Origin of the sequence: Paeniglutamicibacter sp. ZC-3, from assembly GCF_025847175.2 — a bacterium.
Taxonomy (GTDB): Bacteria; Actinomycetota; Actinomycetes; order Actinomycetales; family Micrococcaceae; genus Paeniglutamicibacter; species Paeniglutamicibacter sulfureus.
In genome coordinates this window covers 94,026-118,399 of the sequence record NZ_JAOYTG010000003.1, presented here as the reverse complement: position 1 = coordinate 118,399, position 24,374 = coordinate 94,026, and the positions used below count along the sequence as shown (strand labels likewise).

Genomic DNA, 24,374 nt, shown 5'->3' with positions numbered 1-24,374 from the left:
CCCTATCGGAAACCGATGCTGTGGAAACCCGGCGAAAGGCGATAGCGTGGGCCACATGAGTGCAGACACACCGAACGCTGAAAATGAAGAGTTTGAGAACAACCTGACACCCAACACCGACGAACGGATGGTGAGCGAGAAGCAGCTCTCCAAGTGGAAGAGTGAAGGCGGGGCGTTGCCGACCGACTTCGACCCGGACCGGACCGAGGGCGATTCCGAGCAGTAACCGCCGATTGCTTTTCCGGGGTGCAGGGCCAAGTGCCCTGCACCCCTTTTCTATAAGTGCCGCAGGTAGCGTCCGGGCATGTTCATGAAGGATCGCCAGTTGGCGACCAGATCGAGGCTTTCCCATTCGCCGGCACGCAATCCCCATGGGCCGACTTCATAAATGTCTGCTCCTGGCAGGGCCGCCAGCAGCGGCGAATGCGTGGACATGACGACCTGGGAATTTCCCTCGGCGATCAGGTCCTTCAGGATGCCCACCAAGGCCAGGGATCCGGAGAACGAGAGTGCCGACTCGGGCTCATCCATTACCCACAGGCCGCCCGCGCGAAACCTGTCCACCATGAGCTCGAGGAACGACTCGCCGTGGCTCATGGTGTGGAATTCCGGGTCCTTGCGCCGCATGGAGGGATTGTCTTCCAAATAGGTGTAAAGCCCGTGCATGGTTTCGGCGCGAAGAAAGTAGCCGCGCCGGCTCGCGCCGACGTTCCTGACCAGCTGCAGGTGCCGCTCCAGGCCCGATTCCGTGACCCGGGTACTGTGCTGTGCGCCGGTGGAGCCGCCCTCGGGCGAGAGTCCGTAGCCGAGGGCGACGGCCTCCACCAGGGTTGACTTTCCCGAGCCGTTTTCGCCCACGAATATGGTGGCCGGACCGAAGTCCAGACCCTGGTCGAGAAGCTGGCGCACCGGCGGGAGGGTGTGGGGCCATTGGTCGCGGGGCGCGGGGGAAAGCCCGTCTTCGGCGATGCGGCGGATCGGCAGGTTGGAGAGTCTCACGGGCGGCCGGAATTTTCAGCGGTGAGGGGGGTGCATCGGTGCCGGCTAGACACCGGTGACGGTTCCGTCGTCGTCGATGGCGAAGGACGGGTTGTGCACAAAGTCCCAGCGGAACCCGTCGGGGTCGGCCACGCAGGCGCTGGTGCCGCCCCACTCCCGGAGGGTCGGTGCGCCGATCGAGGTCGCGCCGGCGGCAAGTGCCCTGGCGTAGAGCTCGTTGACCTCCTCGACGCTTGCGCTGTTGTGCCCCACGGATAGCGGCGGGGCCAGCGGGCCGTGCCCGACTTCCCCGTATTCGCCGGGCATGGATTCGACGTTCCACAGTGCGAGCATCAGCCCGTACCCGGCCTGGACGAACAGGATCTCGCCGGGGATGTAGTTGATTTCGCGGAAGCCCAGGCCCGTGACGTAGAAGTCGCGTGAGCGCTGGACGTCGCGCACGCCAAGGGTGAGCGCAGTGATGGCCGGAGGCGTGTTTGAAGTCATGCTCCCCAGCATAGGCCCACGTGAGACCCGGGCAATAGGGCCCCGAAACAACAAATCGTCGTACATGCGTTCTAGTCTCCTCTTGTATAGAACAAAGTTTCTAATAAAATGGTTCAGTGCATGGGTGTGGCCCGCTGCCGCCGCCCACCTCTTCGGGGTGTGGCGGCAACGGGCACGTTTGTGCGAGGGGAAGGTGGCGAGCGAATGGGAATCTTTACCCAGTCGATCGAAGTTGACTGCACGCCGGCGGGGGTGCCGATTCGCCTGCGCTGGCAGGGTCGGGAATACAAGCTGGCGGCCGAGCCGGTGCGCTGGTTCGAGCGGCGCAAATGGTGGACCGAGGAATTGCGCGCCGAACGCGGACGCGGGCCGGGACTCGTGGACTATGAGGTCTGGCAATTGCAGGTCAAGCTCGCCGGCGTGGGGCCGCTGCGCACCTTTGAGGTTTCCCGGCAGGTTGAGACCGGCCGTTGGCGCATCATTCGCATGCCCGAGGCCTACCGGGAGAGCGCCTAGTGCGAAGGATCGGACCACAAGACCCCGCGCCGGTCACCGGGTTCGCGGCCGTGGACTCTGGTTGTTGGAGGGGCGAGGTGCAAGGCTAGGGAGCAGGCGCCTGGATGGCGGCCGCGAGGAACCTAACCACGGGAGTGCTCAGATGGAAGAAGTATTCGATGCGGCAATCATCGGCATGGGCCCCGGGGGCGAGGTCGTTGCCGATCGGCTGCTGACCGCCGGCAAGAAGGTCGTGGTCTTCGAATCCGAACTCATTGGCGGGGAATGCGCCTACTGGGCCTGCATTCCCTCCAAGACGATCCTGCGTGGACCTGAGGTGAACATCGAGGCCGACGGCGCCGCGGGTGCCTCCTCGAGCACCCTGGACTGGGAGAAGGCCAGGGACTACCGCGACTACATGGCTCGACACCTCGATGACAGCGCCCAAGCCGAGGGGTACTCCCGGCGCGGGGCAACGGTGGTGCGCGGGAAGGCCTCCATCTCGGGTCCCGGGCACGTGGTGGCCAACGGGGAACAATACCTGGCACACCACATCATCATCGCCACCGGGACCTCGCCCTCAATTCCCGACTTCCCCGGGATCGGCGACATCACCGCCTGGACCAACCGCGAGGTCTATACGCTCGACACGCTGCCCCACTCGGTGGCCATCGTGGGCGGAAGCGCAGTGGCCCTGGAAACGGCGTTCTTCCTGTCCGGATTCGGGGTAGAGGTCACCGTGCTGAATCGCAGCGCGCGGCTGCTGGGTCGCGAGGAGCCCGAGGTTTCCGCGCTCGCCGAAGGGTACCTGCGCGAGCGCGGGGTCAAGGTCATGGCCAACAGCTCCGTGGCCGTCGGGCGGCGCGGGGACGATGGAAGCAGCATCCTGGCGTTGCGCGAAGGCGGAGAGGTCGTGGCCGACGCCGTCATCTTCGCCACCGGGCGCACCCCGCGCACCGAGGGCCTGGATGTGGCCACGGCGGGGGCGACCCTCGATGGCCGCGGCAACGTGCGGGTTGACGAGCATTGCTGGGCGGCAGAGGGGCTCTGGGCCATCGGGGACGTCACCGGGATCATGCCCTTCACCCACGTGGCCAAGTACCAGGGGCGCATCGTCGCCGACTGCATCCTGGGCGGGGACCGAAACGCGAGCTATGACGGGATCCCGCGCGTGGTGTTCGCTGCCCCGGAAATCGCCGCCGTGGGCCTCACTCGCGAACAGGCCGAGGGGCGCGGGATCGACGCGGTGTCCATCCAGGTCAACCTGCCCGAGGCGATCGCCCGGCCGTGGACTTACGAACAAGACCCGCACGGGGACCTTGGCATCCTGGTGGATCGGCATCGCAGGGTCCTGGTCGGAGCCTGGGCCATTGCCCCGCAGGCCAGCGAATGGATCCACCAGGCGTCCATGGCCATCAGGGGCGAGACCCCGCTGAGGGTCCTGCGCGACGCGGTGCCGCAGTTCCCCAGCTATTCCGAGGCCTATCTGGTGGCCCTCGACAGGCTCGGGGCCGCCGAGGGGATCTAGCCCCGGGGCCGGGGTGGGCATTCTCACCGGAATAATCCCGCCACAGGTCAGTGGCGGGATCTGGTTGCCTGTCCACCGTGATTGCGCAGTGGGGTCGTTCCGGGACTTGAATCGAACACACGTTCTAATATGATGGTGTCATCCCTCCAGCGGGCGCGGTGCCCACCCGGACCCCAAGCCCAAACACAGCCAGGCCCCCTCTCGGGGCGCATGGAACAAAGGTGGAGGAGCGGGAACAGGCAAGGAGGGCACACCGGCATGGGCTTCACCCACCTGCACGTCGCCTCGGCCTTCAGCGCACACTACGGGGTTTCCTGGCCCGAGAACCTTGTCGCCGCGGCGCTCGCCGACGGGGCGGACGCCCTGGCCATCACCGACCGCGACGGACTCTACGGAAGCGTCAAGCACCTCAAGGCCTGTATCGAGCACGGAATCGACCCCATCCTCGGGGTGGACCTTGCCATCCTTGAACCCGCACCGCCCCGGGCCGCCCACGGCAAGCCCCTGCCCATGCGCACGGCCGGACGCATCGTCGCCCTGGCCAGGGGGCATGACAACGGCGCAGGGTACGCGGCACTCTGCCGCCTGGTCACCGCAGCACACCAAAAAGCCCCGGCGACGGCTGCGCCCCAGGGCCACATCGGCATCACCCGCGAGGAACTGGCCACCCATGCACTGGGCCCGCAGGGGGAGGTGCTGCTGACCATCCTGCTGGGGCCGGGCTCCGACATCGGCCTGGCCACCGGACACCGCCACTACTCCCAGGCGCGCACCGCCCTGCACACCTGGCGCAGCCTGCTGGGGCCCGAGGCACTGCGGGTGGAGATCACCACCCACCTGAACAACCCCGGGGACAGGCTCAGCACCGCACACGCCATCCGCATGCTGCGCTGCGCCGCCTCCGCTGACATCGCCCCCATCCTCACCAACGCCGTGCGTTACACGGACCCCGACGGGGCTGCAACCGCCGACGTCCTGGACTCCGCGCGGGCGCTGAGCTCCCTGGAAACCCTCAACGACATCCAACCCAACGGGCAGGGCTGGCTCAAGCCCGCCGGGCACATGCACCACCTCGCCACCGAAATCGCCCGCTACGCCTCCGACTCCACCCTGGCTGCCACCCTGCTGCGCAACACCGCCGCGCTCGCCGACTGGGCACGGATCGACCCGGTCCCCGACACCGGATGGGGAATCCCCGTGGTCCCCGAGGCACACATCATCGGCATCACCGCCGAACCCGACAGCGAACTCGCCGCCCGCGCGGAAGCCGGAATCACCCGGCTGCTCCCCGCCGATGCCAACGACCCCGCGCTGCGCCACCGACTCCAGGCCGAACTGTCCACCATCTCCGACCTCGGCTTCGCCCCCTACTTCCTCACCGTCGCGGAAGTCAGCTCCATGATCACCGGGATGGGGATACGCTCCGCCGCCCGCGGGTCCGGCGCCTCCTCACTGGTCAACTACCTCATCGGCATCAGCCAGGTGAACCCCCTGGCCCACGACCTGCTCTTCGAACGCTTCCTCTCCCGCGACCGCGCCACCCTGCCCGACATCGACATCGACGTCGAATCCGCCCAACGCCACAACATCTACCAAAAGATCTTCGACCGCTTCGGGCACCGACGCGTCAGCCTCATGAGCATGCAAAACGGCTACCGCGCCAGGGGGGCTGTACGCGACGCCGGCCAGGCCCTTGGCATGGAGGAGGAAGACATCGACGTGATCGCCAAGCAGCTCTGGCGCTTCTCCGCCTCGTCCTTCCGCGAAGCCCTGGAGGAAAAACCCGAACTCGCCCCCTTCGCCGACCGCCTCGGCACCGAAAAACAGCTCGACCTGCTCGTGGACCTCACCGAACGCCTCGACAGGCTGCCCCGCCACATCTCCATGCACCCCTGCGGCGTCATCCTCTCCGACGCGCACCTGCTCGAACGCACCCCCGTGGAACCCAGCGGGATCGGGCTGCCCATGAGCCAATTCGACAAGCACGACATGGACCCCATGGGCATGCTCAAGCTCGACGTGCTGGGGGTGCGCATGCAATCGGCCATCACCTACGCCCTGGAGGAAATCCAGCGCCTCCACCCCGACGCACAGGCAGTCGCCAAGGCGGGGGGACACCAGGGAGCCAAGCCCGGGGAAATCCCCGACTACATCCTGCCCAACGGCGCCATCGACCTCGCCCTGGTCCCACTGGACGACGAACCCACCTTCGAACTCATCCGCTCCACCCACACCCTGGGCTGCTTCCAGATCGAATCACCCGGACAGCGCGAACTCATCGGCAAGCTCGCGCCCAGGGAATTCAACGACATCATCATCGACATCTCCCTCTTCCGCCCCGGACCCATGAAATCCAACATGGTCAAGCCCTACCTGGAAAACCGCCACGGATTCGCACCCGAAAAATACCCCCACCCGGATTTGGCACCCGCGCTCGCCGAGACCCACGGGGTCACCGTCTTCCACGAACAGGTGCTGCGGATCTTCCACGTGATGACAGGCTGCGGGCTGGCCAAGGCCGATGTCTACCGCAGGCTGCTGGGCAACCCGAAGGCGGAGCCGGCGGTGGAGTCCCTCTTCCGCTCGCGGGCACTGGGGCGCGGCTATTCCCTGGAAGTCATCGACGAGGTCTGGCACACGCTGGCGGCCTTCGGGTCCTTCGGGTTCTGCAAGGCCCACGGGGCGGCCTTCGCCGTGCCCACCTACCACTCGGCCTGGCTCAAGGCCCACCACCCCGAGGCCTTCCTGGCCGGCATCTGGGAACACGACCCCGGCATGTACCCCAAGCGCCTGCTGGTGGCCGAGGCCCGGCGCATGGGCATCGAAATCCTGCCGCTGGACATCAACCGCTCCGCGCCCGGCTACAAGGTGGAAAGGCTCGACGGGCTGCTGCCTCCGGCGCAGCTGCCGGTGGTGCCGCGGGCCGTGGGGGCGGCGCCCCCGGGACGATTCGGCATCAGGATCTCCCTGCGCGGGATCCGCGGGGTCTCCGAACGCGAGGTTTCCCGGGTGGCGGCCGGACAGCCCTACGACTCGATCGCCGACGTGCGGGCCCGCTCCGGGCTCACCCGCACCTCGCTGAACCACTTTGCCGCGCTGGGCGCCTTCGATTCGCTGCAGGCCGATGTCGGGCGCGGGAACCGTGCCGACCTGGTTGAGCACCTGCGTGCCGGACCGGGAAAGGCCCTGCCGCAGCGCTACCGGCCGATTCCCGGGCAGCTTGCCCTGCCGCTGGGGGACGTGGAGCTTTCCAACATGGCGATCGGGGCGGCGCACACGCCCTTGGACGAGGTGGTGCGCACCGAGCTGGACCTGATGTCCATCGATGTCAGTGCGCACCTGATGGAATCCCACGCCCCGCTGCTGGACTCCCTGGGCGTCTCGCGCGCGCAGGACCTGCTGGGCATGCGCAACGGCACCGAGGTCCTGGTGGCCGGGGTGCGGGTGGCCACGCAGACCCCGCCGATGCGCGGCGGGCGACGGGTCGTGTTCATCTCGGTGGACGACGGCACCGGCTGCGTCGATGCAACGTTCTTCCACGAGGCCCAGCGGCGTTGCGGCCCGCTGCTCTTCTCCACCCGCCTGCTGCTGATCCACGGGCTCACCCGCCGCACCGGGCCTCGCGGCATCAGCCTGCAGGCGCTCGATGCCTGGGACCTGTCGGAAAAGGGCACGCTGCCGGCTTCGGGCTACCTGGCCGACCCCGCCAGGGCGCGCAACGAGGACTTCGGGTCCTCCGCCGCCGGGCCTGCCGTGAAGCACACCGGGATGTCGTTGGCCCAACGCATGGCCGCCGAGGACCTGGACACCCGCGGCTATCTGGGTGCCTGATTGCGCCGGGGTTATTGGCTAGCCGAGACGTTCCCCGTTGCGCAGGTGTTCGCGCAATCCAGGAATCGAGTACCTGACTTCGCCGCGTCCGGCCGGTTCGATCAGCCCGGCCTCAATGAGACGGGCGCGGTAGTTGGCGGCCAATTGCAGCGAGGCCTTCATGCGCTGGGCCACCGCGGCGGTGCTGGACGGGCCGTTGTCGCGGGACATCGCCCGGAGATAGTCCATGTCCCGGTCGGAGGCCTTGGAGATGGCCGGGCCGACAACCATGCGGATGTTTCGCTTCAGGGCCGCGGCAACTGCCTTGTCCGCTGATTCCCGGTCAACCGCGCCCCCACCCCGTTCGGCTTCCTTCCACAGGAAGTAGCCGATCAGCTGGATGAGGAATGGGTAGCCGAAGCTCGCCTCGGCCGCCTCTTCCAGGAACCCGTCGGGAAACCGGATCCCGGCCGCCGAGAATTGCCGCGCGTAGGAATCCCTGACATCCCGAACCTCGACGGAGTGCAGGTCGATCTTGTCGGCCCTGCGAAGGAAGGTCGCCACGCCTTCGTTGAGGATGTCGGAGATCGCAGCCGGCAGGCCGGCGCAAACGAAGCTGATGGGCAGCCCGTCCCGCACCCAGTGCTGGATGACGGCGGCCAGCTGCAGCAATTCACTGCGGTCGGCGTCCTGGATTTCATCCAGCGTGATCAACAGCCCGGTGCCATTTTCATCCAGGCGATGCAAGAGATTCGCCCCGAGATTGCGGAACTCGACCTGGCGCTCCCGGGGAAGCTGCGTGGTGACCCCGAAGCCGGCGGCCGAGAACGCAAGAATTTTCCTGGGTGGCGGGCCGTCACCCAATTCCTCATCGATGAGGAGTGCGGAGTCTGCGATCCTGGCCAGGAAGCCTGCGGTGGAAGTCTCGGAGATGACGGCCCAGCCCTGCTCCTGCGCCAGCCCCTGCGCCTCGTTGAGCATGACGGTCTTCCCCACGCCGCGGGCCCCGGTGATGATGCTCAGCAAACCCAGGACGCCGGATCGGATGCGCAGACCGTATTCGAACTCTTCCAAGGTGTCGTTTCGGTCAATCAGCTCCGGGGGAGTCCTGCCGAAGGTCGGCCGGAACGGGTTTTGCAAGCCTGGCATCGGATCTCCTGCCGGTGAAATGGTGTGAATTCTATTTATTCACACTTTACACATCTATTCACAACGCAGCCAGCCTGACCATACAACCGGGCAGCGAGGATCTGACCCAATGGGCCCGGTTGCGCGACGTTGCCATCGAGTGCTTCGCCGCGCACGGGTTCGGTGAATCCCGCAACCTCTTTACACGGGTTTCGTGGCGGCGTTAGCGTGTGCAGCATGGATTGGAAACTGGAGCTTGTGTTTGTCCCCGTGTCCGATGTGGACCGCGCCAAGGATTTTTACGTGAACAAGGTTGGGTTCAATGCCGACTACGACGAGCGGCCCACCGAGTCGATCCGCTTCGTCCAGCTGACCCCGCCGGGGTCGGCCTGCTCGATCACCATTGGCGAGGGACTGAACGATGCGGCGCCCGGGACCGCACCCAGCCTGCAGATGGTGGTCAGCGACATCCAGGTCGCCCACGACCAGCTCAAGGCCAACGGCGTGGATGTCAGCGACATCGACATCCAGCCGTGGGGGCATTTCGTTCACTTTGCCGATCCGGACGGGAACAAGTGGGCGGTGCAATACCTGCCGCAGCGGCCGAACGGATAGCCACTCAACCGGCAGCAAATTGCCGGTCAGGCCCTTGTTGCGGGTTCTTCGAGGGACGGAGCGGGAACTGCGGTTTCGCAGGAACGAGCCGCAGCAATAGGAAGGCCCCGATTCCTCACCAGGACGGTGAAGGCCGGGGCGATCCGTCAATTTCGCGTCCAACTTAGTGTCGGCCGGTAACCCGCTTGCTGGGCGGCAGGTCCCATTCGCCGTTGCCCATGCGCAGGACGGCCAGGCTCACCATGAAACTCGCCACGGTCGTCAAGCCCCAGCCTAGCGTCACGTCAAGCAGCCTGCTGGGAATCACCACTGCCGCAATGAAATGGAACGGTTGGGAGACCATCAGGGCAATGGCCGCCCACCATTTGATGATTCCGGCCCGCCCCAGCGCAATGCCAATCAGCACCATGCCCCCGATGTGTCCAATGAGCCAGATGATTCCTCCCACGGCCGCGAAAGTGCTGTCTTGGAGTGCGACACCGATCGCGGTAATGCTCGGTTGGCCGAAACCGCTGGCACCCAATTGCGAGACCAAGTAGTCCATGTTGACCGTGGTCGCACCCATGCTCCATCCAACAAACGTGAGCGCGCCGCCAATGGTGGCCAAGGCAGGTGATCCCCGCCTGGCCACATATGCGATCGCCACAACGCCAAACAGCAATGCCGGGGCGAAGAAGAGTCCGGACCACACCATGAAGTCCAACGTCGACCCATGGGCCAGGGACTGGGCCACCACCGACGCCGGGGCATCGGTGGTCCAGTACGGCATGATGGCTCGGATCACGAGGATTCCCAGCGGGCCGAGCGTAATGACCAGGGCGGCGGCGATCCGCCAAAAGGTGCGCATGTCCCGCGCCGCAGCCAGCGACGAAGACTCGGCGCGCACCTCGTTCATCCGTGTCATGGTCTTGCCTTCCTTGATAGGGGGCGGCGATGGGTTCGTCAGCCACAACCCCAGCATGGGCGGATGCGGCGCAGCACGAATCGTGGAGGGCACCTGAAAAACCTCGGTGCTGGCACGGAGGGCCCAACCATGGATCCGGGCTTATGCTGTGCCCATGGCATGGGCCCGCGCGGTTTCGATTGCAGTGCTTCCGCTGGCGGCGGTGTCGTTGTCGTTGGCGGCATGGGCGCTGACTTCCGGCGTGGATGCGCCCGCCGCACGTTGGCTGGGGCTCTGCATCTTCATGTCCCTGCCCGCGCTCGTCTTGGGGCACCTCATCACCCGTCGCCTGCCGCGCCAGGGCGTGGGCGCGCTCCTGGGTTGCGCAGGGCTGGTGATCCTCGCCGTGGGCTGCACCGACACCTATCTCGCAGCCGCGAAAGCATCCAGTGCCCTCCCGGTGAACGGCCTGTGGATCTCCTTGGCCCAGGGTGCCTGGATGCTGCTCTACCTGCCGTGGGCGCTGATGCTCCTGGTGTTTCCCTCTGGAATCCTGGGTGATCGGTCCGCCCGGCGACTGGCTGCCGGGCTTGCGGCAGTCGCGGCGGCCTTCGGGGTCTTGGCGGCATTGAGCCCCTCACCCTATGGAGATCCATTTCAGCAGCAGCACCGGGGGCTGGGTTCGGTGCCCGGTGCAGACATTGCCGCCGTCGCCCTGTTGCCGGGCTTTTTGGCCCTCCTGGTGCTCAGCGTCGTAGACCTAGGCAGGCGATTCAGGCGGGCCGATCCCGCCGAAAGAAACCAGATCCGCTGGCTGGCGCTGGCCGGGACCGGCATTCCCGCAACCCTGCTGCTGTGCTGGGCCGGCTACCTGGTGAACCGCAACGAATCCATCGTGATGCTCGGGCTGGCGGCCATGTACCTGTTCATCCCCGCTGCCATCGGCCTGGCGATTCTGCACGAGGACCTCTTTGACGCCGGGCGCGTGCTGGTCTCGGCGATGGGCGTGGGTGCGGTGCTCGGTGCCGTCGTGGCCTTGGCCGTGCTGCTGATGTGGTGGCCCGGGACTGGGTCCCGTCCGGCCATGGCACTGGTCGTGGCCGGCACCGCCGCGGGGACAGTGGTCCTGATGGCGCTGCGGCCACGCATCCAACGCCTGATCGGCCGCCTGGTCTACGCCGAGCACGAGCGCCTCGTCGAGACCCTGAAGGCGTTTGAAAACCGGGTCTTCACCAATGCGGCACGGCCTGCGGACCTCGAGGGGATCCTGCGCGCCGCCACCGCCGACCCCCAGCTGCGGATCGGCTATGCCCTCTCGTCCGGCGACGGTTTTTGCGATGCGAGCGGTTCCCGGCTTGGGGCGGACTCCGGGATACCCGTGGCCCTGTCCGGGAAGGTCTCCGGGATCCTCATTCCGGGTCCGGGGCGCGGCCGGGTGTTCAACGCCGAGGCCACCAGGGCGCTGGCGCTGATGCTGGAGATGGGGCGGCAGCAGGTTGAACTTTCCGGGGCGCTGGCCGAAGTTGATGCCAGCCGCACGCGCCTGCTCTTGGCCTCGCTCGGCGAACGCAAGCGCCTCGAGCGAGACCTGCACGACGGTGCGCAGCAACGGCTGGTTGCCCTGGGCATGGGACTTCGGCTGATGCAGCGGCGGCTGCCGGCCAACGGCCAGGAACTTGCCGCCCAGCTTGACGCCGCGGTCGCCGAACTGGCCACCGCGGTGGCCGAATTGCGGCAAATTGCCCACGGCATCAGGCCCAGCGCCCTGGACGAGGGGCTCGAGGCCGCACTTCGCCAACTCAGCGGCAGGTCCCCGACCCCCGTGTCGCTGCACATTGACGGGTACCTGGCCGACGTGCCGGAGGTTGTTGGCGCGACGGCCTACTTCGTGGCCGCGGAGGCGGTACACAATGCGAACAAGCATGCCGCGGCGCAGCGCATCACCGTGCGACTGGGGTCGGAGGGGCAGGCCATCAGGCTGTATGTCAGTGATGATGGCCGCGGCGGAGCCCGGAGCACCCCGGGTGGGGGACTTGCCGGGCTGGACGACAGGGTCAACGCGTTGGGCGGAAAATTGGTTGTCAGCAGCGAGAGCGGTTGCGGCACCACCATCGAGGCGGTGCTGCCATGCGGCTGGTGATTGCCGAGGACTCCGCGCTCTTTCGCCAGGGGCTTGCGAACCTGCTGGTGGATGCCGGGCACGAGGTGCTCGCGGCCGTCGGCGATGCCGAGGCGGCAGTGTTGCAAACAAGGGCCCTGGGACCCGACGTCTTGATCTGCGATGTGCGCATGCCGCCGGATCTCAGCGACGACGGCGCGCGCGCCGCCGTGGTGCTGCGCGGCGAGTTTCCCCGGCTTGGCATTGTGCTGCTGTCCCAGCGCATCGAAACCAAACACACTGCACGGTTGGTCCCCGGTGGATATTTTGCCTACCTGCTCAAGGACCGGGTGCTGGACGTGAATGAATTCCTGGACACCCTGCGCCGGGTGCGGGAGGGTGGAAGCGCCCTGGATCCGGAACTGGTTCTCGAACTCATCGGCGCGGCACGCACGAACCGCACCGTGGAATCCCTGACCCTGCGCGAGCGCGAGGTGCTGGCGCTGATGGCCGAGGGGCGCACCAACCTGGGCATTGCCCAGCGCCTGTGGCTGACCGAACGCACCGTGGAGACACATGTGGGCAACATCCTGGCCAAGCTCGAGCTGCCCGTGGCCGCGCAGGACCACCGCAGGGTCCTGGCGGTCATCGCCTACCTGCAGGCGCAGGGACGCACCTAGGGCTTGACCGGGTAGCGGGACGTGATCGCAACCCGGTTGAACATGTTGATCGCCGCGCTCAGCCAGGCGACCGCGGAGATCTGTTCGTCGGAAAGCACCGCCCTGGCCATGGTGTACACCCCATGCGGGACGTGGTCCACCGAGACCAAGGTGATGGACTCGCACAATGCCAAGGCCGCGCGTTCCACCGCCGTGAAGTATTCGGAGTCGGCCCACGCCGAGACCAAGGCCAGGCGGTCGGTGCTCTCGCCGAGTTTCAGGGCGTCGCGGGTATGCATGCGCAGGCAATAGGTGCAGCCATTGATTTGCGAGGCCCGCACCTTGAGCAGCTCGCGAAGCTTGGGATCGATTCCCGCGGCATCGGCGGAATCGCTGGCGGCCTTGTTCATGGCGAGCAGCGCCGCATACGCAGCAGGATCGGACTTGCTGAGATTAACCCTGGGTTCCATGACTAGATGCTAGCCCGGCTTGTCGACAAGTAGTAGAGGGGCTGAATGCCGGCCTCAGGAACCCGGCAGCCCGCGTTTGGACAGATGGGCCCGTATATTGGGCATCAACAGGTTCTCGCGATATTCGCCGATGCGCTGCATGAGACCCTCTGCCTCCGCAGTGACGTCGGCGGCGTTCCACGCTTGATCGTGTTTCCCGCGCCCACCGAATTTGAGCGCTCCCGCATCAACGAGCTTCTGGTTCCCCGAGTTGGCGGCGGTTTCGTTGGGATTCAGGCGCCGCGCGGTCGTTTCGACCGCGAGCAAGGGTTGGCCAGGGTTGAGGCCCTAACCTTGGCTGACTCCATTGGATAGCGGCTGTGTTGACCAAGGTTGGCTCCCCAACCCTGCCCCGCCCATGCATCGGGAGCGTGCCCGCGACTCGCACTGCCCTGCCAGGACACGATGACATGCACGGTTTTCGATTGGTTGGCACGCGCGGGCGTCGGTTAAGCTGGTGGTTGGCTGGCTGTGGCCACCGTACGCCACAAGCCATGAAGCCGAACCACGAAACGAGGAGCCGTAGTGCTTGAGCAAATCACACTGACCGTCGATGGGGAACAACGCGAGGTGAATGCCGGCACTACCGGGGCCGAGCTGTACTTTGACGACCGCGAGGTCGTAGTCATGCACGTCGATGGCGTGCTGCGCGATTTGGCCCGCCCGCTGGAGGCCGGAACCTCCGTCGAGCGTGTCACCATTGATTCCCCTGCCGGCCTTGAGGTCCTGCGCCACTCCACCGCGCACGTGATGGCCCAGGCCGTGCAGCAGCTGCGCCCCGATGCCAAGCTGGGCATCGGCCCGTACATCACCGACGGTTTCTACTTCGACTTCGACGTCGCCGAGCCGTTCACTCCCGAGGATTTGAAGACCCTCGAGAAGATGATGCTTAAGATCGTCAACCAGAACCAGAAGTTCGCCCGCCGCGTCGTCACCGAGGACGAGGCCCGCAAGGCCATGGCCAACGAGCCGTACAAGCTCGAGCTGCTGAACAAGGCCAACGAGGCCGATTCGGCCGGCGAGGGCGTCAACGTCGAGGTCGGCGCCGGCGAAATCACCATCTACGACAACGTCGACCGCAAGTCCGGCGACACCGTGTGGTGCGATTTGTGCCGCGGCCCGCACCTGCCCAACACCAAGCTGATCTCCAATGCCTTCGCGCTGACCCGCACCTCGGCCGCCTACTGGCTGGGCAACCAGGACAACCAGCAGCTGCAGCGCATCTACGGCACGGCCTGGCCGACCAAGGATGCCCTGAAGGCCTACCAGGAGCGCATCGCCGAGGCCGAGCGCCGCGACCACCGCAAGCTCGGCGTCGAGCTTGACCTCTTCTCCTTCCCGGACGAGCTGGGCTCGGGCCTGCCGGTGTTCCACCCGCGCGGCGGCATCATCCGCAAGGAAATGGAAGACTACTCCCGTGCACGCCACGTCGAGGCCGGCTACGAGTTCGTCTACACCCCGCACATCACCAAGGGCCACCTCTATGAGGTCTCCGGGCACCTGGACTGGTACCGCGACGGCATGTTCCCCCCGATGCACGTGGACGCCGAGCTCAACGAGGACGGCACGGTGCGCAAGCCCGGCCAGGACTACTACCTCAAGCCGATGAACTGCCCGATGCACAACCTGATCTTCCGCTCCCGCGGACGCTCCTACCGCGAACTGCCGCTGCGCCTGTTCGAATTCGGCTCGGTCTACCGCTATGAGAAGTCCGGCGTGGTCCACGGCCTGACCCGCGTGCGCGGCATGACCCAGGACGACGCGCACATCTACTGCACCAAGGAGCAGATGAAGGATGAGCTGACCGAAACGCTGAACTTCGTGCTGGGGCTGCTCAAGGACTACGGGCTGGACGACTTCTACCTGGAGCTCTCCACCAAGAACCCGGAAAAGTTCGTCGGCGACGACGCCATCTGGGACGAAGCCACCCGCACCCTCGCCGAGGTCGCCGAGGCCTCCGGCTTGGAATTGGTCCCGGATCCGGGAGGAGCGGCGTTCTACGGTCCGAAGATCTCCGTCCAGGCCAAGGACGCGCTTGGCCGCACCTGGCAGATGTCCACCATCCAGCTGGACTTCAACCTGCCCGAGCGCTTCGAGCTCGAATACCAGGCCGCCGACGGCACCCGCCAGCGCCCGGTGATGATCCACCGTGCGCTCTTCGGCTCGGTCGAACGCTTCATGGGCGTGCTCACCGAGCACTATGCCGGCGCCTTCCCGGCCTGGCTCTCCCCGGTCCAAGTCGTGGGCATCCCCGTGGCCGAGGCCTTCAACGAGTACATGTTCGATGTGATCGACAAGCTCAAGGCCGCGGGCATCCGGGCCGAGGCCGACATCTCCTCGGATCGTTTCCCGAAGAAGATCCGCACCGCGTCCAAGGACAAGATCCCGTTCGTGCTCATTGCCGGCGGCGAGGACGCGGAGGCAGGTGCGGTGTCCTTCCGTTTCCGCGACGGCAGCACTGACAACGGCGTGCCGGTGGACGAAGCTGTGGCCCGCATCGTCGCCGCGGTGAAGAACCGGGAAGCCTAGAACCCATGGGGGAGTCCACACGCGAACACGCCATCGAAGCACCGCGCGGTATTTCGCAGGAGGAACAGGACGCGGCCATCACCGACGATTTCGAGATCGCCGGGGTGCCCGATTCCTTCCAGCGCCTGTGGACTCCCTACCGGATGGCCTATATCAAGGCCGGCCAAAACCGGGACAAGGGCGAGGAGGCCTGCCCGTTCTGTGTTGGGCCGACCCGCAGCGACGAGGATGCGCTGATCCTGCACCGCGGGAAGACCGCGTACGTGATCCTGAACCTCTTCCCCTACAACCCGGGGCACCTGCTCATCTGCCCGTACCGGCACGTTCCGGACTACACGGACATCACCGAGGAGGAAACCGCGGAGATGGCGGCCCTGGCGCAAAAGTCCATGCGGGTGCTGCGCCACGTCTCCCGTCCCACTGGATTCAACCTGGGCATGAACCAGGGAGTCACCGGAGGAGCCGGCATCGCCGCACACCTGCACCAGCATGTCGTGCCGCGCTGGGCGGGGGACGGGAACTTCTTCCCGATCATCGCCCAGACCAAGGCGATCCCCGCCACCTTGAGCGACATCCGTGAGGACCTGGCCGCCGGTTGGCTTGAGATCGACTAAAGACGAATAGAAATCCATGAATGGACTGCCGTGCGTGTGCGCGGCGGTCCATTCAGTTAAGTCCCGGGCGCCCCTAAGTGGACTTGGTCTTGCGCTCGGCGGGATTCCTGTGCGCCGCCGACAAAACCCTATGATCCAGCGGAAAACGATGTTTTGCTGGTAGGCGGGCAGTCCGAAAAATATAGGGGACTTATCTACTGATATTCATTTGTGACGACATGACCGAGGTCTTTATTACGTCCCCGTCCTACGATGATTCGCATACTGCTCACCTTATTGAAAGGAAACCAAGGTGTCTGAAAACGAAGGCGTCTCGACCCCCGCAACTACCGTAGGTAGCGACCGCGTCAAGCGCGGCATGGCGGAAATGCTCAAGGGCGGCGTCATCATGGATGTTGTCACTGCCGAACAGGCCCGCATCGCCGAAGACGCAGGCGCCGTCGCCGTCATGGCCCTCGAGCGCGTCCCGGCCGACATCCGCGCCCAGGGTGGCGTTTCTCGCATGAGCGACCCGGACATGATCGACAGCATCATCGATGCCGTGTCGATCCCCGTCATGGCCAAGGCCCGCATCGGCCACTTCGTCGAGGCGCAGATCCTTCAGTCCCTGGGTGTCGACTACATCGACGAGTCCGAGGTCCTGTCCCCGGCCGACTACGAGCACCACATCGACAAGTGGCCGTTCAAGGTCCCGTTCGTCTGCGGCGCCACGAACCTCGGTGAGGCGCTGCGCCGCATCAACGAGGGTGCTGCCATGATCCGCTCCAAGGGCGAGGCAGGCACCGGCGACGTCTCCAACGCCACCGGGCACATGCGCAAGATCCGCGCCGAGATCGCCAAGCTGGCGGCCCTGCCCAAGGACGAGCTCTACGTGGCCGCCAAGGAACTGCAGGCACCGTACGAGCTGGTCAAGGAAATCGCGGCCACCGGCAAGCTGCCGGTCGTGCTCTTCACCGCCGGCGGCATCGCCACCCCGGCCGACGCAGCGATGATGATGCAGCTGGGCGCCGACGGCGTCTTCGTGGGCTCGGGCATCTTCAAGTCCGGCAACCCGGCACAGCGTGCAGCCGCCGTGGTCAAGGCCACCACCTTCTACAACGACCCGGACGAGTTGGCGAAGATCTCCCGCGGCCTGGGCGAGGCCATGGTCGGCATCAACGTCTCAGACATCCCGGCGCCGCACCGCCTGGCCGAGCGCGGCTGGTAACACCTGACGCTCACCTGTTGGTAGATCCGGTTTTGCCGGTGGTCGGGCCTGTCGAGACCTTTGTCTCGGCGGGCCCGACCACTTTCGCTTTTAAGTAAGGATTTCACCCCATGCACCGTTCACAGGCCTTCCTGCCTACCTCATCGCACCGCTGAAGTACGACGGCGAACTCGAGCCGAGTACTTTGATTCTTGGTGCGAAACGCTGCTGCTGCGAGGATGTCCGGTGTGACCGTTCTTGCTACCTCGGATGCCGGTGTGACCTTCTTTCACGGTTCCCGGGCGCTTCCGATTTGGGCCCGAATTTGGGCTCGAACCCGAATTGGATGACGCACTCCTTTGCTGCGTACGGTGGAGCCCACGCGGGCGCTATTGTTGAAAGCGCGAAATTCGTGGGTGGAGAAGTTATTGGGAGATGGACAGGAGTAGAGCCGTGGTGACAAGAGCGAAGATTCTGGGCAGAAAAATGAGGCTTCGGAAGACGTTCTTACTGAGCAGGACTTGATTCTCGGTAAGAAAGTCACGAAATATATGAGGACGATTTGCGTTGCCGCTTTTACGGTTTGCATGGCAGTGGCAGTTTTTGTCTTTATTAGCGTTCCACTGGATACTTCAGTCCCTTACGACGGGAAATACAACCGTGGTGGGGGTGGGGTTCCAATGCCTATCACGCTGGTTCTGTTCCCGATCGCTCTCATCCTTCTGTGGCGAACTGGGAAGAAACCGGACGCGCATCATATGGGCAAGGGCGCAAGGGTGGCTGCATATATTATTGGAACCATATTGGTAGGCGTATGTGTTTATTATCATTTCGTTTTTGCGGAAGGGATTCTCGTCGAGGGGGGATATCTCGCGGGGTGAAATGATTCGGGGGTCCGGACGTCGGTGGTTTGAACCCAAGTAACTCGGCTCACCCCAAGACCCTTCCTTGATGGCGTATCGCAGAATCAGGTCGATGCCCGGTTTACTTCAAGATGGTTTTTACGAAATGAGGGAAACGTGGTCAACCCTTCCAGACGCGGTGAGCGACCAAGTGTGAAGAGCAAGATAACGTTCTTCTCGATTTTGGGAATGATCGTACTTCTTGGACTATTAATTATAGTGGGATTGCCGGCATTATTCGCGTATGACCGGAATAATCTGGACTCTATAGTGTGCACTGTTTCCAGTGTCGAAGAAGAGGTCGGTCCTCGCACAGGAACTTCCATCCTAATCAACACACAAGAGTGTGGCCAACTTAGATTCTCGGACGGAGTGACATTCGAAAATTGGAAATCCGTGGCAGAGAATCTCGAGCCTGATAGCCGTTATGAGTTTCAAGTCGGGAAGATTTCCAAGGCGGCAATGTCAATTGCCGGATCAATTGGATGGAGCGTTTCGGTGTGGTCATTTCGGGAGCTGTAGCGAGGTGTGCATCGTGCACCATGAATCCGGGCGATAACCAAGAAATGAGACGACGAGAACACCCTGCAGAGAGGGGATGACCATCTGTACATTGACGGTACAGTTCCTGACGACTCGGTGCGTACGATGATTTTAAGATCACCAGCCGAAAAGGTTGAGGGCTACTTTTCGAAGCATAGAAGAGCCAGTTTGGTCCTGCCGGACGGTTGGTACGGGCGACCTTTCGATTCGCTCTTTTCACTAACGCTTGCTGAAGATACGGCAAATGGTCTGAGGATTGAGCTTGAAGGCGGGCGACAGCTGATTTTTCAAGGCGACTTGGATATTGTCAAGACGGGCTTTGAAAAGTTTCCTGCTTTGAAACTAGACAGGTATCGATCATTTTCCTGGTGGCCGCATGACGGAATCTCTGAGGAACGTAAATTCGGAAATTCGGGTCCGGTGTTTTTTGTTTCTTAACGCTTGAACGGATAGGTGGCAGCTTCGGTTCGGCCGCGACGGAAGGGTTCTCGGTTCTTCAAGACTCGATATTTATTGGGACCAACCGTTCATGGCACAATTGCGGATGCTGAGGTGGAAGGTCCGGTCATTTGGTATACGAATGCTATTCGCAAAATTGCTCGCGAGTGCCCCAGGCCTTGTTGTGAAGGCGCTTTCTTGCGGCAAGAAGGAGAGCGATTCCTTCGAGGCCTTTTCGCAGTTGCCGACGTGGTCCAATTAATCGGGCAGCCCCGTCGCCGCCGATGCTGAGGTAGGTTCTGTCTGGGGTGTTGTGGTGGTCAAGCCAGGTTGACTGGGACAGCTGTGCCGTCTGGGTTCGATGTGCGGGAGCACGCAAAGATACATTCGTTGGTCCAGGTGCAGTGCGGTCGATCGACTTTTCGGTTGGCCCACGAAGTACGGGTGGATGAACTCCTGCTCCATATTTCGGCCGCCGAGAATTTCGCGGATTCCTCTCAAGCGCGGGCAGGCGAAGGTGGTGTCAGTGATGAGCCGGAAGCGAGGGGGCTCCTCGAGAAACGAACGCGGGATTGCACCTTGCAAAGCTTAAACACCTGTGAAGGCGACGCCCGCTCCCAGACCCCGGTTTCTTCCGGATCAAAGGCCATCTTGCGGCAGCCCATCGGCGCATTGGCCTTGTCACCGAGCAGACGTCTCTGAGCCCCGCCGCAGCGGTACACGAAGAACGAACTTCGGGCCCATGTGTTGCGCCCGGAGCCGTTCTTCGTGTACCACTTGTCGAGGCTGGATGTCAGCGCAGCACGAGGTGCCGTCCGCGGCCGAGCAGGCGCATGCCGTTGGCCTCAAAGAACGGTGCCGAGCGCGGGGAAGCGGCGGCTATGAGTTCGATGCTTGATTCCTCGTCCAGCCCCAGCGGGTTGACCATGCCGCGGGCCAGCCCATTGAGCAGGGCCGATCCAATGCCAAGCCGGCGATGCGCAGGCGAGACAGCCAGTCCGTGGATGGCCAACTGGCCGCCGAATGCCTGCTGGGCAAAGGCGCGGCCCACCAGATCGCCCTCGAGGGTGCGTGCGGTGGCTTGCTCGACGCGGCGCAACGCCGGGTGTCCGGCGCTGAGGCCCGCGGTGGCCGGATCGCGCCACAGGTTGGCGACCTGGAGTTCCTTCGCATCGGGACCGACGGCCTCGGGGATGTCCGTTCCCAGGCGCACGCGCCCGTCCCAGGGCTCCTCGGGTCCCACCAGTTCCCCGGCATGCCAGGAAATCTGTGCGGCATCGGAGAAGCCGGCTGCCTCCAGCGGGCCCGAGGGTGCACCGGAATTGACCCAGGCATCCACCCGGCGTGCACCGAGGCGGGTTCCCTCGGCCAGACCCGGGCGCAACCCGGCTTCCTGGGCATGGGCGGGGAAAAGCAAAACCAGCCGCGCTCGGGCCGGCTGCCAGGCCCACGAGCATCCGTGGGTGGTGAAGAGCTTGCCGCCCGTGGCAATGGCTACCGCCTGGTGCCAGTGGGAGAGCGCCTCCTGGGCAAAACTAATGGTTGTCACGCTTTGATTTCCTTTGCCAGGCCGCGGCGAAGCAGCAACGGTTCGATCAGTGGCGGACGGCCGCGGAAGACCTCATAGGACTCCAGCGGGTCCCGCGTGTTGCCGCGCGAGAGCAGCTCTGTGCGGAACCTTTCCCCGTTTTCCCGCTTCGGCCCGCCGTTCTCGGTGAACCATTCACCCGTGTCGGCGTCGAGCACCTCGGACCAGATGTAGGAGTAGTACCCGGCCGAGTATCCGCCGTCGAAAATGTGCTTGAAGTACCCGGTGCGGTAGCGCGAAGGGACCAAGTCCGGGATCAGCCCGGCCTCGGTGAGTGCCCGCTGCTCGAATGCGAGCGGATCCGCGACGAGTGCGCCGTCCGTGAGCGAGTGCCAGGCCAGATCCAGGACGGCGGCGGAGAGGTACTCGGTGGTGGCAAAGCCCTCGCCCCACAGGGCAGCGGCCTCCAGCGCCTCGACCGTGCCGTCGGGCAGCGGGTCCCCGGTGCGGGTGTGCGCCGCATAGCCTGGCAGCACCTCGGCGTGCAGGGCCCACATCTCGTTGACCTGCGAGGGGTATTCGACGAAGTCCCGCGGGACGCTGGTGCCGGCCAGCGAGGGGTAGACGCCATTGGAAAAGAGCCCGTGCAGCGCGTGCCCGAACTCGTGGAAAAGCGTGTTGACCTCGTCCAGGCTCACCAGGGCAGGCTCGCCCGCTGCCGGCTTGGGAATGTTCAGGGTGTTGGTGACCGCCGGAAGCTCGCCCAACAGCGACGCCGATTCGCGGATGGAGTTCATCCACGCGCCGCCGGCCTTGGTGGATCGGGCGAAGTAGTCGCCCAGGAACAGGCCGAGTGTCGACCCGTCTTCGTTGAAGACCTCCCAGGTGCGCACGTCAGGGTGGTAAGTCGGCAAATCGAAGCGTTCGGCGAAGCCCAGCCCGTACAGCCGGGTGGCGGCGGCGAACACGCCGCGCTCGATCACCGCATCCAGCTCGAAGTATTCGCGCAGCGCCGCGGTGTCCAGGGCGTGGCGTTCGCGCGCCACTGCCGCCGAGTAATAGGCCCAGTCCCAGGGCATGATGGGGGAGCCGGAGATCTTTTCCAGCTCATTCGCCTCGCCGCGGGCGTTTGCCACTGCAGGGGGAATGAGTTCGGCAAGACGTGCGCGCACGGCGTCCAGGCCTGGGGCCGTGGCTTCTTGCAACACCACGTCGGCGTGCGTTTCATGGCCCAGCAGCCGGGCGCGGGTCGAGCGCAACGACGCCATCCGGGCGGCCAGCTCAAGGGTCCGGTTCTCGCCCTCCAGCCCGCGGTTCAGCGACGCCTCAAAAAGGCGGCGGCGGGAACCGGAACGCTCCAGCCGCTCCAGCAGGGGCTGCGAGGTGGGAAGCACCAGGGTCAGGAGGTATCCGTCGGGATGGCCGGCGGCACGGGCGGCATCCGCGGCCGAGGCCAACTGCCCCTCGCTGAGCCCCGCCAGTTCCGCGGCATCGGTGAAGTGCACGGCTGCCTCGTTCATGGCGCCCAGCAGCCTGCGCGAGTATTCGCTGGATAGGTCGGTGATCTCGCTGTTGAGGGCACGCAGCCGTGCCTTGCTGGCCTCGTCGAGTTCGGCGCCGGCGGCACGGAAGGTGCGCAGGGTCTCGGAGACCAGCCGGGCATCTTCGCCCGCCAGCCCGGCCGCATCCAAGGAGACCAGCCGGGCGAAAAGTTCCTCGTCCAGGTGGATGGCATCTTCGTGCGCCGAGACCAGCGCCTGAAGCTGGGGGTCTATCTCGCGCAACGCATCAGTGCCGTGTGCCGAGAACACCGTCCAGTACGCCATCAGGGCCCGGCGCAGCAGCGCGCCGCTGCGTTCCATGGCCACGAAGGTGTTCTCGAAGGTCGGCGCCTCGGGGTTTTGTGCGATGGCCTGGAGCTCCTCCAGCTGACCGTCCACGCCGTGCCGGACCGCGTCCAGGTAGTGGGGAGCTTCCAGGGCTGAATAATCTGGGAATTCAAACGGCAAGGTGCTTCGCTCAAGCAACGGATTATGCATGCTGTTAACCCTGTCATAAGCCCGCGGTGCTGTCCGTTTCCCGCGCCGCAAGACCCGGCGCAGGGTTAGGCTTTTGGCTATGTCCCATCGATTCGCGCGCGGCACCGTTGTCCGAAGAAGCGCAGCCCTGTGCGCGGCGTTGCTGCTCGTCTCCGCCTTGGGTGCCTGCGCCCCCGCGCCGCCTTCGCCGGGGCCCTCCGGAAGCACCGCGGCGACGGCTTCAAGCCTCTCCGCTCCCACCGGGCAGCCCGCGCCAAGCGAAGCTGCGAGCGCGCCGGGGACCCCAACCAATGCCGCGTCGGCGTCCCCGAAGGCCCCTGATTGCCCGGGGGATGAGTGCATCGAGGTGGCCGTGGCCGGCGACATCCTGCTGCACCCGGCCTTGTGGGACCAGGCGGAGGAGGATGGGAAGGGTGCCATGGACTTCGGGCCGCTGCTGGAGGGCATCGAACCGTACCTGGCGGACAGCGACCTGGCGCTGTGCAACCTGGAAACCCCGGTCGCGGCCCCGGGCGGGCCGTTCAAGGGGTACCCCATGTTCAGCGTTCCGCCATCGGTCATCCCCGCCCTGAAGGACGTTGGCTACGACGGCTGCACCACCGCCAGCAACCACTCCATGGACGCCGGCGTGCCAGGGGTCAAACGGACCCTGGATGCGCTCGATGCGGCGGGGCTGGTCTCCACCGGGTCGTACCGCAGCGAAGCCGAGGCAGCCAAGCCGTTGATGGTTGAGGTCGGTAGCGCACGGGTGGCCGTCATAGCCGGCACCTTCTCGCTCAACGGGGTCGCGGAGGATGCTCCGTGGCGGGTGGACGACATCGCCAAGGCCTCGCTGGTCTCCAAGGCAAAGGCCGCACGGGCGGCCGGCGCCGACATCGTCATGGCGGCGCTCCACGATGGGGCCGAATACAGCAGCGAGCCCACCGCATCCCAAATCACGCTGAATCGTTCGCTGGCCGAGAGCGGAGAATTCGATTTCATCTACTCCCACCACACCCACTCGGTCCTGCCGATCGAGAAGCACCAGGGCACCTGGATCGTCTACGGACTGGGGAATTCGGTGGCCAAGCACGCAACCAGGACGGTGCTGAACCAAGAGGGCCTCACGGTGAAAATGCAATTCGTGCGCACCGGGAAAAGCTGGAGTCCCGGGAAGCTGGCGTGGGCACCGCACATCATGAAGCAGGACCCGCTGCGGTGGTGCGCGCTGCCCGCCGCCGACGGGGAACCCTGCACCACCAAGCGCCAGGACAGCGCCTCGCTCAAGCGCACCACCGACACCGTGAACTCCATGAACGCACGCACCGATGGCGCGAAAATGTGGTCGTTGCCACAGCCGTAGCCGTCCGACGCGCCCGAGAGCGTCATCAAAATATTGCCGGAAG

The 24,374-nt window shown here is 65.0% G+C and carries 20 protein-coding genes; 12 read left to right on the top strand and 8 right to left on the bottom strand.

The window, feature by feature from the left end; translation table 11 throughout:
* The first annotated feature begins 55 nt into the window (after positions 1-55).
* A complete protein-coding gene (locus OIU93_RS05120) occupies positions 56-226 on the top strand; it encodes a hypothetical protein (RefSeq protein ID WP_264269010.1) in 171 nt (56 codons plus the stop codon).
* Between the two features lie 50 nt (positions 227-276).
* On the opposite strand, the gene OIU93_RS05115 is transcribed toward OIU93_RS05120, so the two are convergent.
* Entirely contained in the window at positions 277-999 is a 723-nt protein-coding gene (locus tag OIU93_RS05115) for an AAA family ATPase (protein ID WP_264269009.1), read from the bottom strand.
* Positions 1,000-1,044: 45 nt separating this feature from the next.
* A complete protein-coding gene (locus OIU93_RS05110) occupies positions 1,045-1,485 on the bottom strand; it encodes a VOC family protein (RefSeq protein ID WP_264269008.1) in 441 nt (146 codons plus the stop codon).
* A 204-nt stretch (positions 1,486-1,689) separates the two neighbouring features.
* Between OIU93_RS05110 and OIU93_RS05105 the strand changes: the two genes are divergently transcribed.
* The 3 genes from OIU93_RS05105 (at position 1,690) to OIU93_RS05095 (ending at position 7,339) form a co-directional block, all read left to right on the top strand.
* Positions 1,690-2,001: a hypothetical protein gene (locus tag OIU93_RS05105; protein WP_217387869.1), complete on the top strand. Its 312-nt coding sequence runs from the start codon at positions 1,690-1,692 to the stop codon at positions 1,999-2,001.
* A 142-nt stretch (positions 2,002-2,143) separates the two neighbouring features.
* On the top strand, positions 2,144-3,508 hold the full coding sequence (locus OIU93_RS05100) for an NAD(P)/FAD-dependent oxidoreductase (RefSeq protein WP_264269007.1): 1,365 nt from the start codon (positions 2,144-2,146) through the stop codon (positions 3,506-3,508).
* 258 nt (positions 3,509-3,766) lie between these two features.
* On the top strand, positions 3,767-7,339 hold the full coding sequence (locus OIU93_RS05095; RefSeq protein ID WP_264269006.1) for a DNA polymerase III subunit alpha: 3,573 nt from the start codon (positions 3,767-3,769) through the stop codon (positions 7,337-7,339).
* A gap of 18 nt (positions 7,340-7,357) precedes the next feature.
* Here OIU93_RS05095 and OIU93_RS05090 read toward each other — a convergent pair whose 3' ends face one another.
* The gene (locus tag OIU93_RS05090) at positions 7,358-8,467 is read right to left on the bottom strand and encodes an ATP-binding protein (protein ID WP_264269005.1); all 1,110 of its coding nucleotides are present in this window, start codon (positions 8,465-8,467) and stop codon (positions 7,358-7,360) included.
* A 216-nt stretch (positions 8,468-8,683) separates the two neighbouring features.
* Here OIU93_RS05090 and OIU93_RS05085 point away from each other — a divergent pair, with 216 nt between their 5' ends.
* On the top strand, positions 8,684-9,061 hold the full coding sequence (locus OIU93_RS05085; protein WP_264269004.1) for a glyoxalase superfamily protein: 378 nt from the start codon (positions 8,684-8,686) through the stop codon (positions 9,059-9,061).
* Positions 9,062-9,224: 163 nt separating this feature from the next.
* Here the strand turns inward: OIU93_RS05085 and OIU93_RS05080 are convergent, their stop codons facing one another.
* The gene (locus OIU93_RS05080) at positions 9,225-9,965 is read right to left on the bottom strand and encodes a hypothetical protein (RefSeq protein WP_264269003.1); all 741 of its coding nucleotides are present in this window, start codon (positions 9,963-9,965) and stop codon (positions 9,225-9,227) included.
* Between the two features lie 154 nt (positions 9,966-10,119).
* Between OIU93_RS05080 and OIU93_RS05075 the strand changes: the two genes are divergently transcribed.
* Together OIU93_RS05075 and OIU93_RS05070 are read left to right on the top strand one after the other, a co-directional pair.
* The gene (locus OIU93_RS05075; protein WP_264269002.1) at positions 10,120-12,084 is read left to right on the top strand and encodes a histidine kinase; all 1,965 of its coding nucleotides are present in this window, start codon (positions 10,120-10,122) and stop codon (positions 12,082-12,084) included.
* Positions 12,072-12,722: a response regulator transcription factor gene (locus OIU93_RS05070; protein ID WP_264269001.1), complete on the top strand. Its 651-nt coding sequence runs from the start codon at positions 12,072-12,074 to the stop codon at positions 12,720-12,722. The genes OIU93_RS05075 and OIU93_RS05070 overlap by 13 nt, the downstream gene beginning before the upstream one ends.
* On the opposite strand, the gene OIU93_RS05065 is transcribed toward OIU93_RS05070, so the two are convergent.
* Positions 12,719-13,171: a carboxymuconolactone decarboxylase family protein gene (locus OIU93_RS05065; RefSeq protein WP_264269000.1), complete on the bottom strand. Its 453-nt coding sequence runs from the start codon at positions 13,169-13,171 to the stop codon at positions 12,719-12,721. The two genes, OIU93_RS05070 and OIU93_RS05065, sit on opposite strands and share 4 nt — an antisense overlap.
* Before the next feature lie 54 nt (positions 13,172-13,225).
* The gene (locus OIU93_RS05060; protein WP_264268999.1) at positions 13,226-13,477 is read right to left on the bottom strand and encodes a hypothetical protein; all 252 of its coding nucleotides are present in this window, start codon (positions 13,475-13,477) and stop codon (positions 13,226-13,228) included.
* Between the two features lie 258 nt (positions 13,478-13,735).
* Here OIU93_RS05060 and thrS point away from each other — a divergent pair, with 258 nt between their 5' ends.
* The 4 genes from thrS to OIU93_RS05040 all read left to right on the top strand — a co-directional run bounded on the left by thrS (position 13,736) and on the right by OIU93_RS05040 (position 19,422).
* Complete coding sequence (gene thrS, locus OIU93_RS05055) at positions 13,736-15,739, top strand: threonine--tRNA ligase (protein WP_264268998.1); 2,004 nt, start codon at positions 13,736-13,738, stop codon at positions 15,737-15,739.
* 5 nt (positions 15,740-15,744) lie between these two features.
* Positions 15,745-16,353 (top strand): HIT domain-containing protein, encoded by a 609-nt coding sequence (locus OIU93_RS05050; protein ID WP_264268997.1) that lies wholly within the window; start codon positions 15,745-15,747, stop codon positions 16,351-16,353.
* Positions 16,354-16,645: 292 nt separating this feature from the next.
* Positions 16,646-17,560, top strand: a complete 915-nt coding sequence (pdxS, locus tag OIU93_RS05045) for a pyridoxal 5'-phosphate synthase lyase subunit PdxS (RefSeq protein WP_264268996.1) — start codon at positions 16,646-16,648, stop codon at positions 17,558-17,560.
* A 1,520-nt stretch (positions 17,561-19,080) separates the two neighbouring features.
* Positions 19,081-19,422 carry a hypothetical protein gene (locus OIU93_RS05040; RefSeq protein WP_264268995.1) on the top strand — a complete coding sequence of 114 codons (342 nt, stop codon included), beginning with the start codon at positions 19,081-19,083 and terminating at the stop codon, positions 19,420-19,422.
* A gap of 793 nt (positions 19,423-20,215) precedes the next feature.
* On the opposite strand, the gene OIU93_RS05035 is transcribed toward OIU93_RS05040, so the two are convergent.
* Both OIU93_RS05035 and OIU93_RS05030 read right to left on the bottom strand, forming a co-directional pair.
* Positions 20,216-20,971 (bottom strand): GNAT family N-acetyltransferase, encoded by a 756-nt coding sequence (locus OIU93_RS05035; protein ID WP_264268994.1) that lies wholly within the window; start codon positions 20,969-20,971, stop codon positions 20,216-20,218.
* Entirely contained in the window at positions 20,968-22,989 is a 2,022-nt protein-coding gene (locus OIU93_RS05030) for a M3 family metallopeptidase (RefSeq protein ID WP_264268993.1), read from the bottom strand. Before OIU93_RS05030 ends, OIU93_RS05035 begins: the two co-directional genes overlap by 4 nt.
* Positions 22,990-23,068: 79 nt before the next feature.
* Between OIU93_RS05030 and OIU93_RS05025 the strand changes: the two genes are divergently transcribed.
* The gene (locus tag OIU93_RS05025) at positions 23,069-24,331 is read left to right on the top strand and encodes a CapA family protein (protein WP_264268992.1); all 1,263 of its coding nucleotides are present in this window, start codon (positions 23,069-23,071) and stop codon (positions 24,329-24,331) included.
* Positions 24,332-24,374: the final 43 nt, after the last annotated feature.

Excerpts from the sequence above, each read along its gene's own strand:
- OIU93_RS05110 (WP_264269008.1), bottom strand. The coding sequence starts at position 1,485 with ATGACTTCAAACACGCCTCCGGCCATCACTGCGCTCACCCTTGGCGTG.
- OIU93_RS05105 (WP_217387869.1), top strand. The coding sequence starts at position 1,690 with ATGGGAATCTTTACCCAGTCGATCGAAGTTGACTGCACGCCGGCGGGG.
- OIU93_RS05030 (WP_264268993.1), bottom strand. The coding sequence starts at position 22,989 with ATGCATAATCCGTTGCTTGAGCGAAGCACCTTGCCGTTTGAATTCCCA.
- OIU93_RS05100 (WP_264269007.1), top strand. The coding sequence starts at position 2,144 with ATGGAAGAAGTATTCGATGCGGCAATCATCGGCATGGGCCCCGGGGGC.
- OIU93_RS05025 (WP_264268992.1), top strand. The coding sequence starts at position 23,069 with ATGTCCCATCGATTCGCGCGCGGCACCGTTGTCCGAAGAAGCGCAGCC.
- OIU93_RS05085 (WP_264269004.1), top strand. The coding sequence starts at position 8,684 with ATGGATTGGAAACTGGAGCTTGTGTTTGTCCCCGTGTCCGATGTGGAC.
- OIU93_RS05090 (WP_264269005.1), bottom strand. The coding sequence starts at position 8,467 with ATGCCAGGCTTGCAAAACCCGTTCCGGCCGACCTTCGGCAGGACTCCC.
- OIU93_RS05075 (WP_264269002.1), top strand. The coding sequence starts at position 10,120 with ATGGCATGGGCCCGCGCGGTTTCGATTGCAGTGCTTCCGCTGGCGGCG.
- OIU93_RS05120 (WP_264269010.1), top strand. The coding sequence starts at position 56 with ATGAGTGCAGACACACCGAACGCTGAAAATGAAGAGTTTGAGAACAAC.
- OIU93_RS05070 (WP_264269001.1), top strand. The coding sequence starts at position 12,072 with ATGCGGCTGGTGATTGCCGAGGACTCCGCGCTCTTTCGCCAGGGGCTT.
- OIU93_RS05050 (WP_264268997.1), top strand. The coding sequence starts at position 15,745 with ATGGGGGAGTCCACACGCGAACACGCCATCGAAGCACCGCGCGGTATT.
- OIU93_RS05080 (WP_264269003.1), bottom strand. The coding sequence starts at position 9,965 with ATGACACGGATGAACGAGGTGCGCGCCGAGTCTTCGTCGCTGGCTGCG.
- OIU93_RS05095 (WP_264269006.1), top strand. The coding sequence starts at position 3,767 with ATGGGCTTCACCCACCTGCACGTCGCCTCGGCCTTCAGCGCACACTAC.
- OIU93_RS05065 (WP_264269000.1), bottom strand. The coding sequence starts at position 13,171 with ATGGAACCCAGGGTTAATCTCAGCAAGTCCGATCCTGCTGCGTATGCG.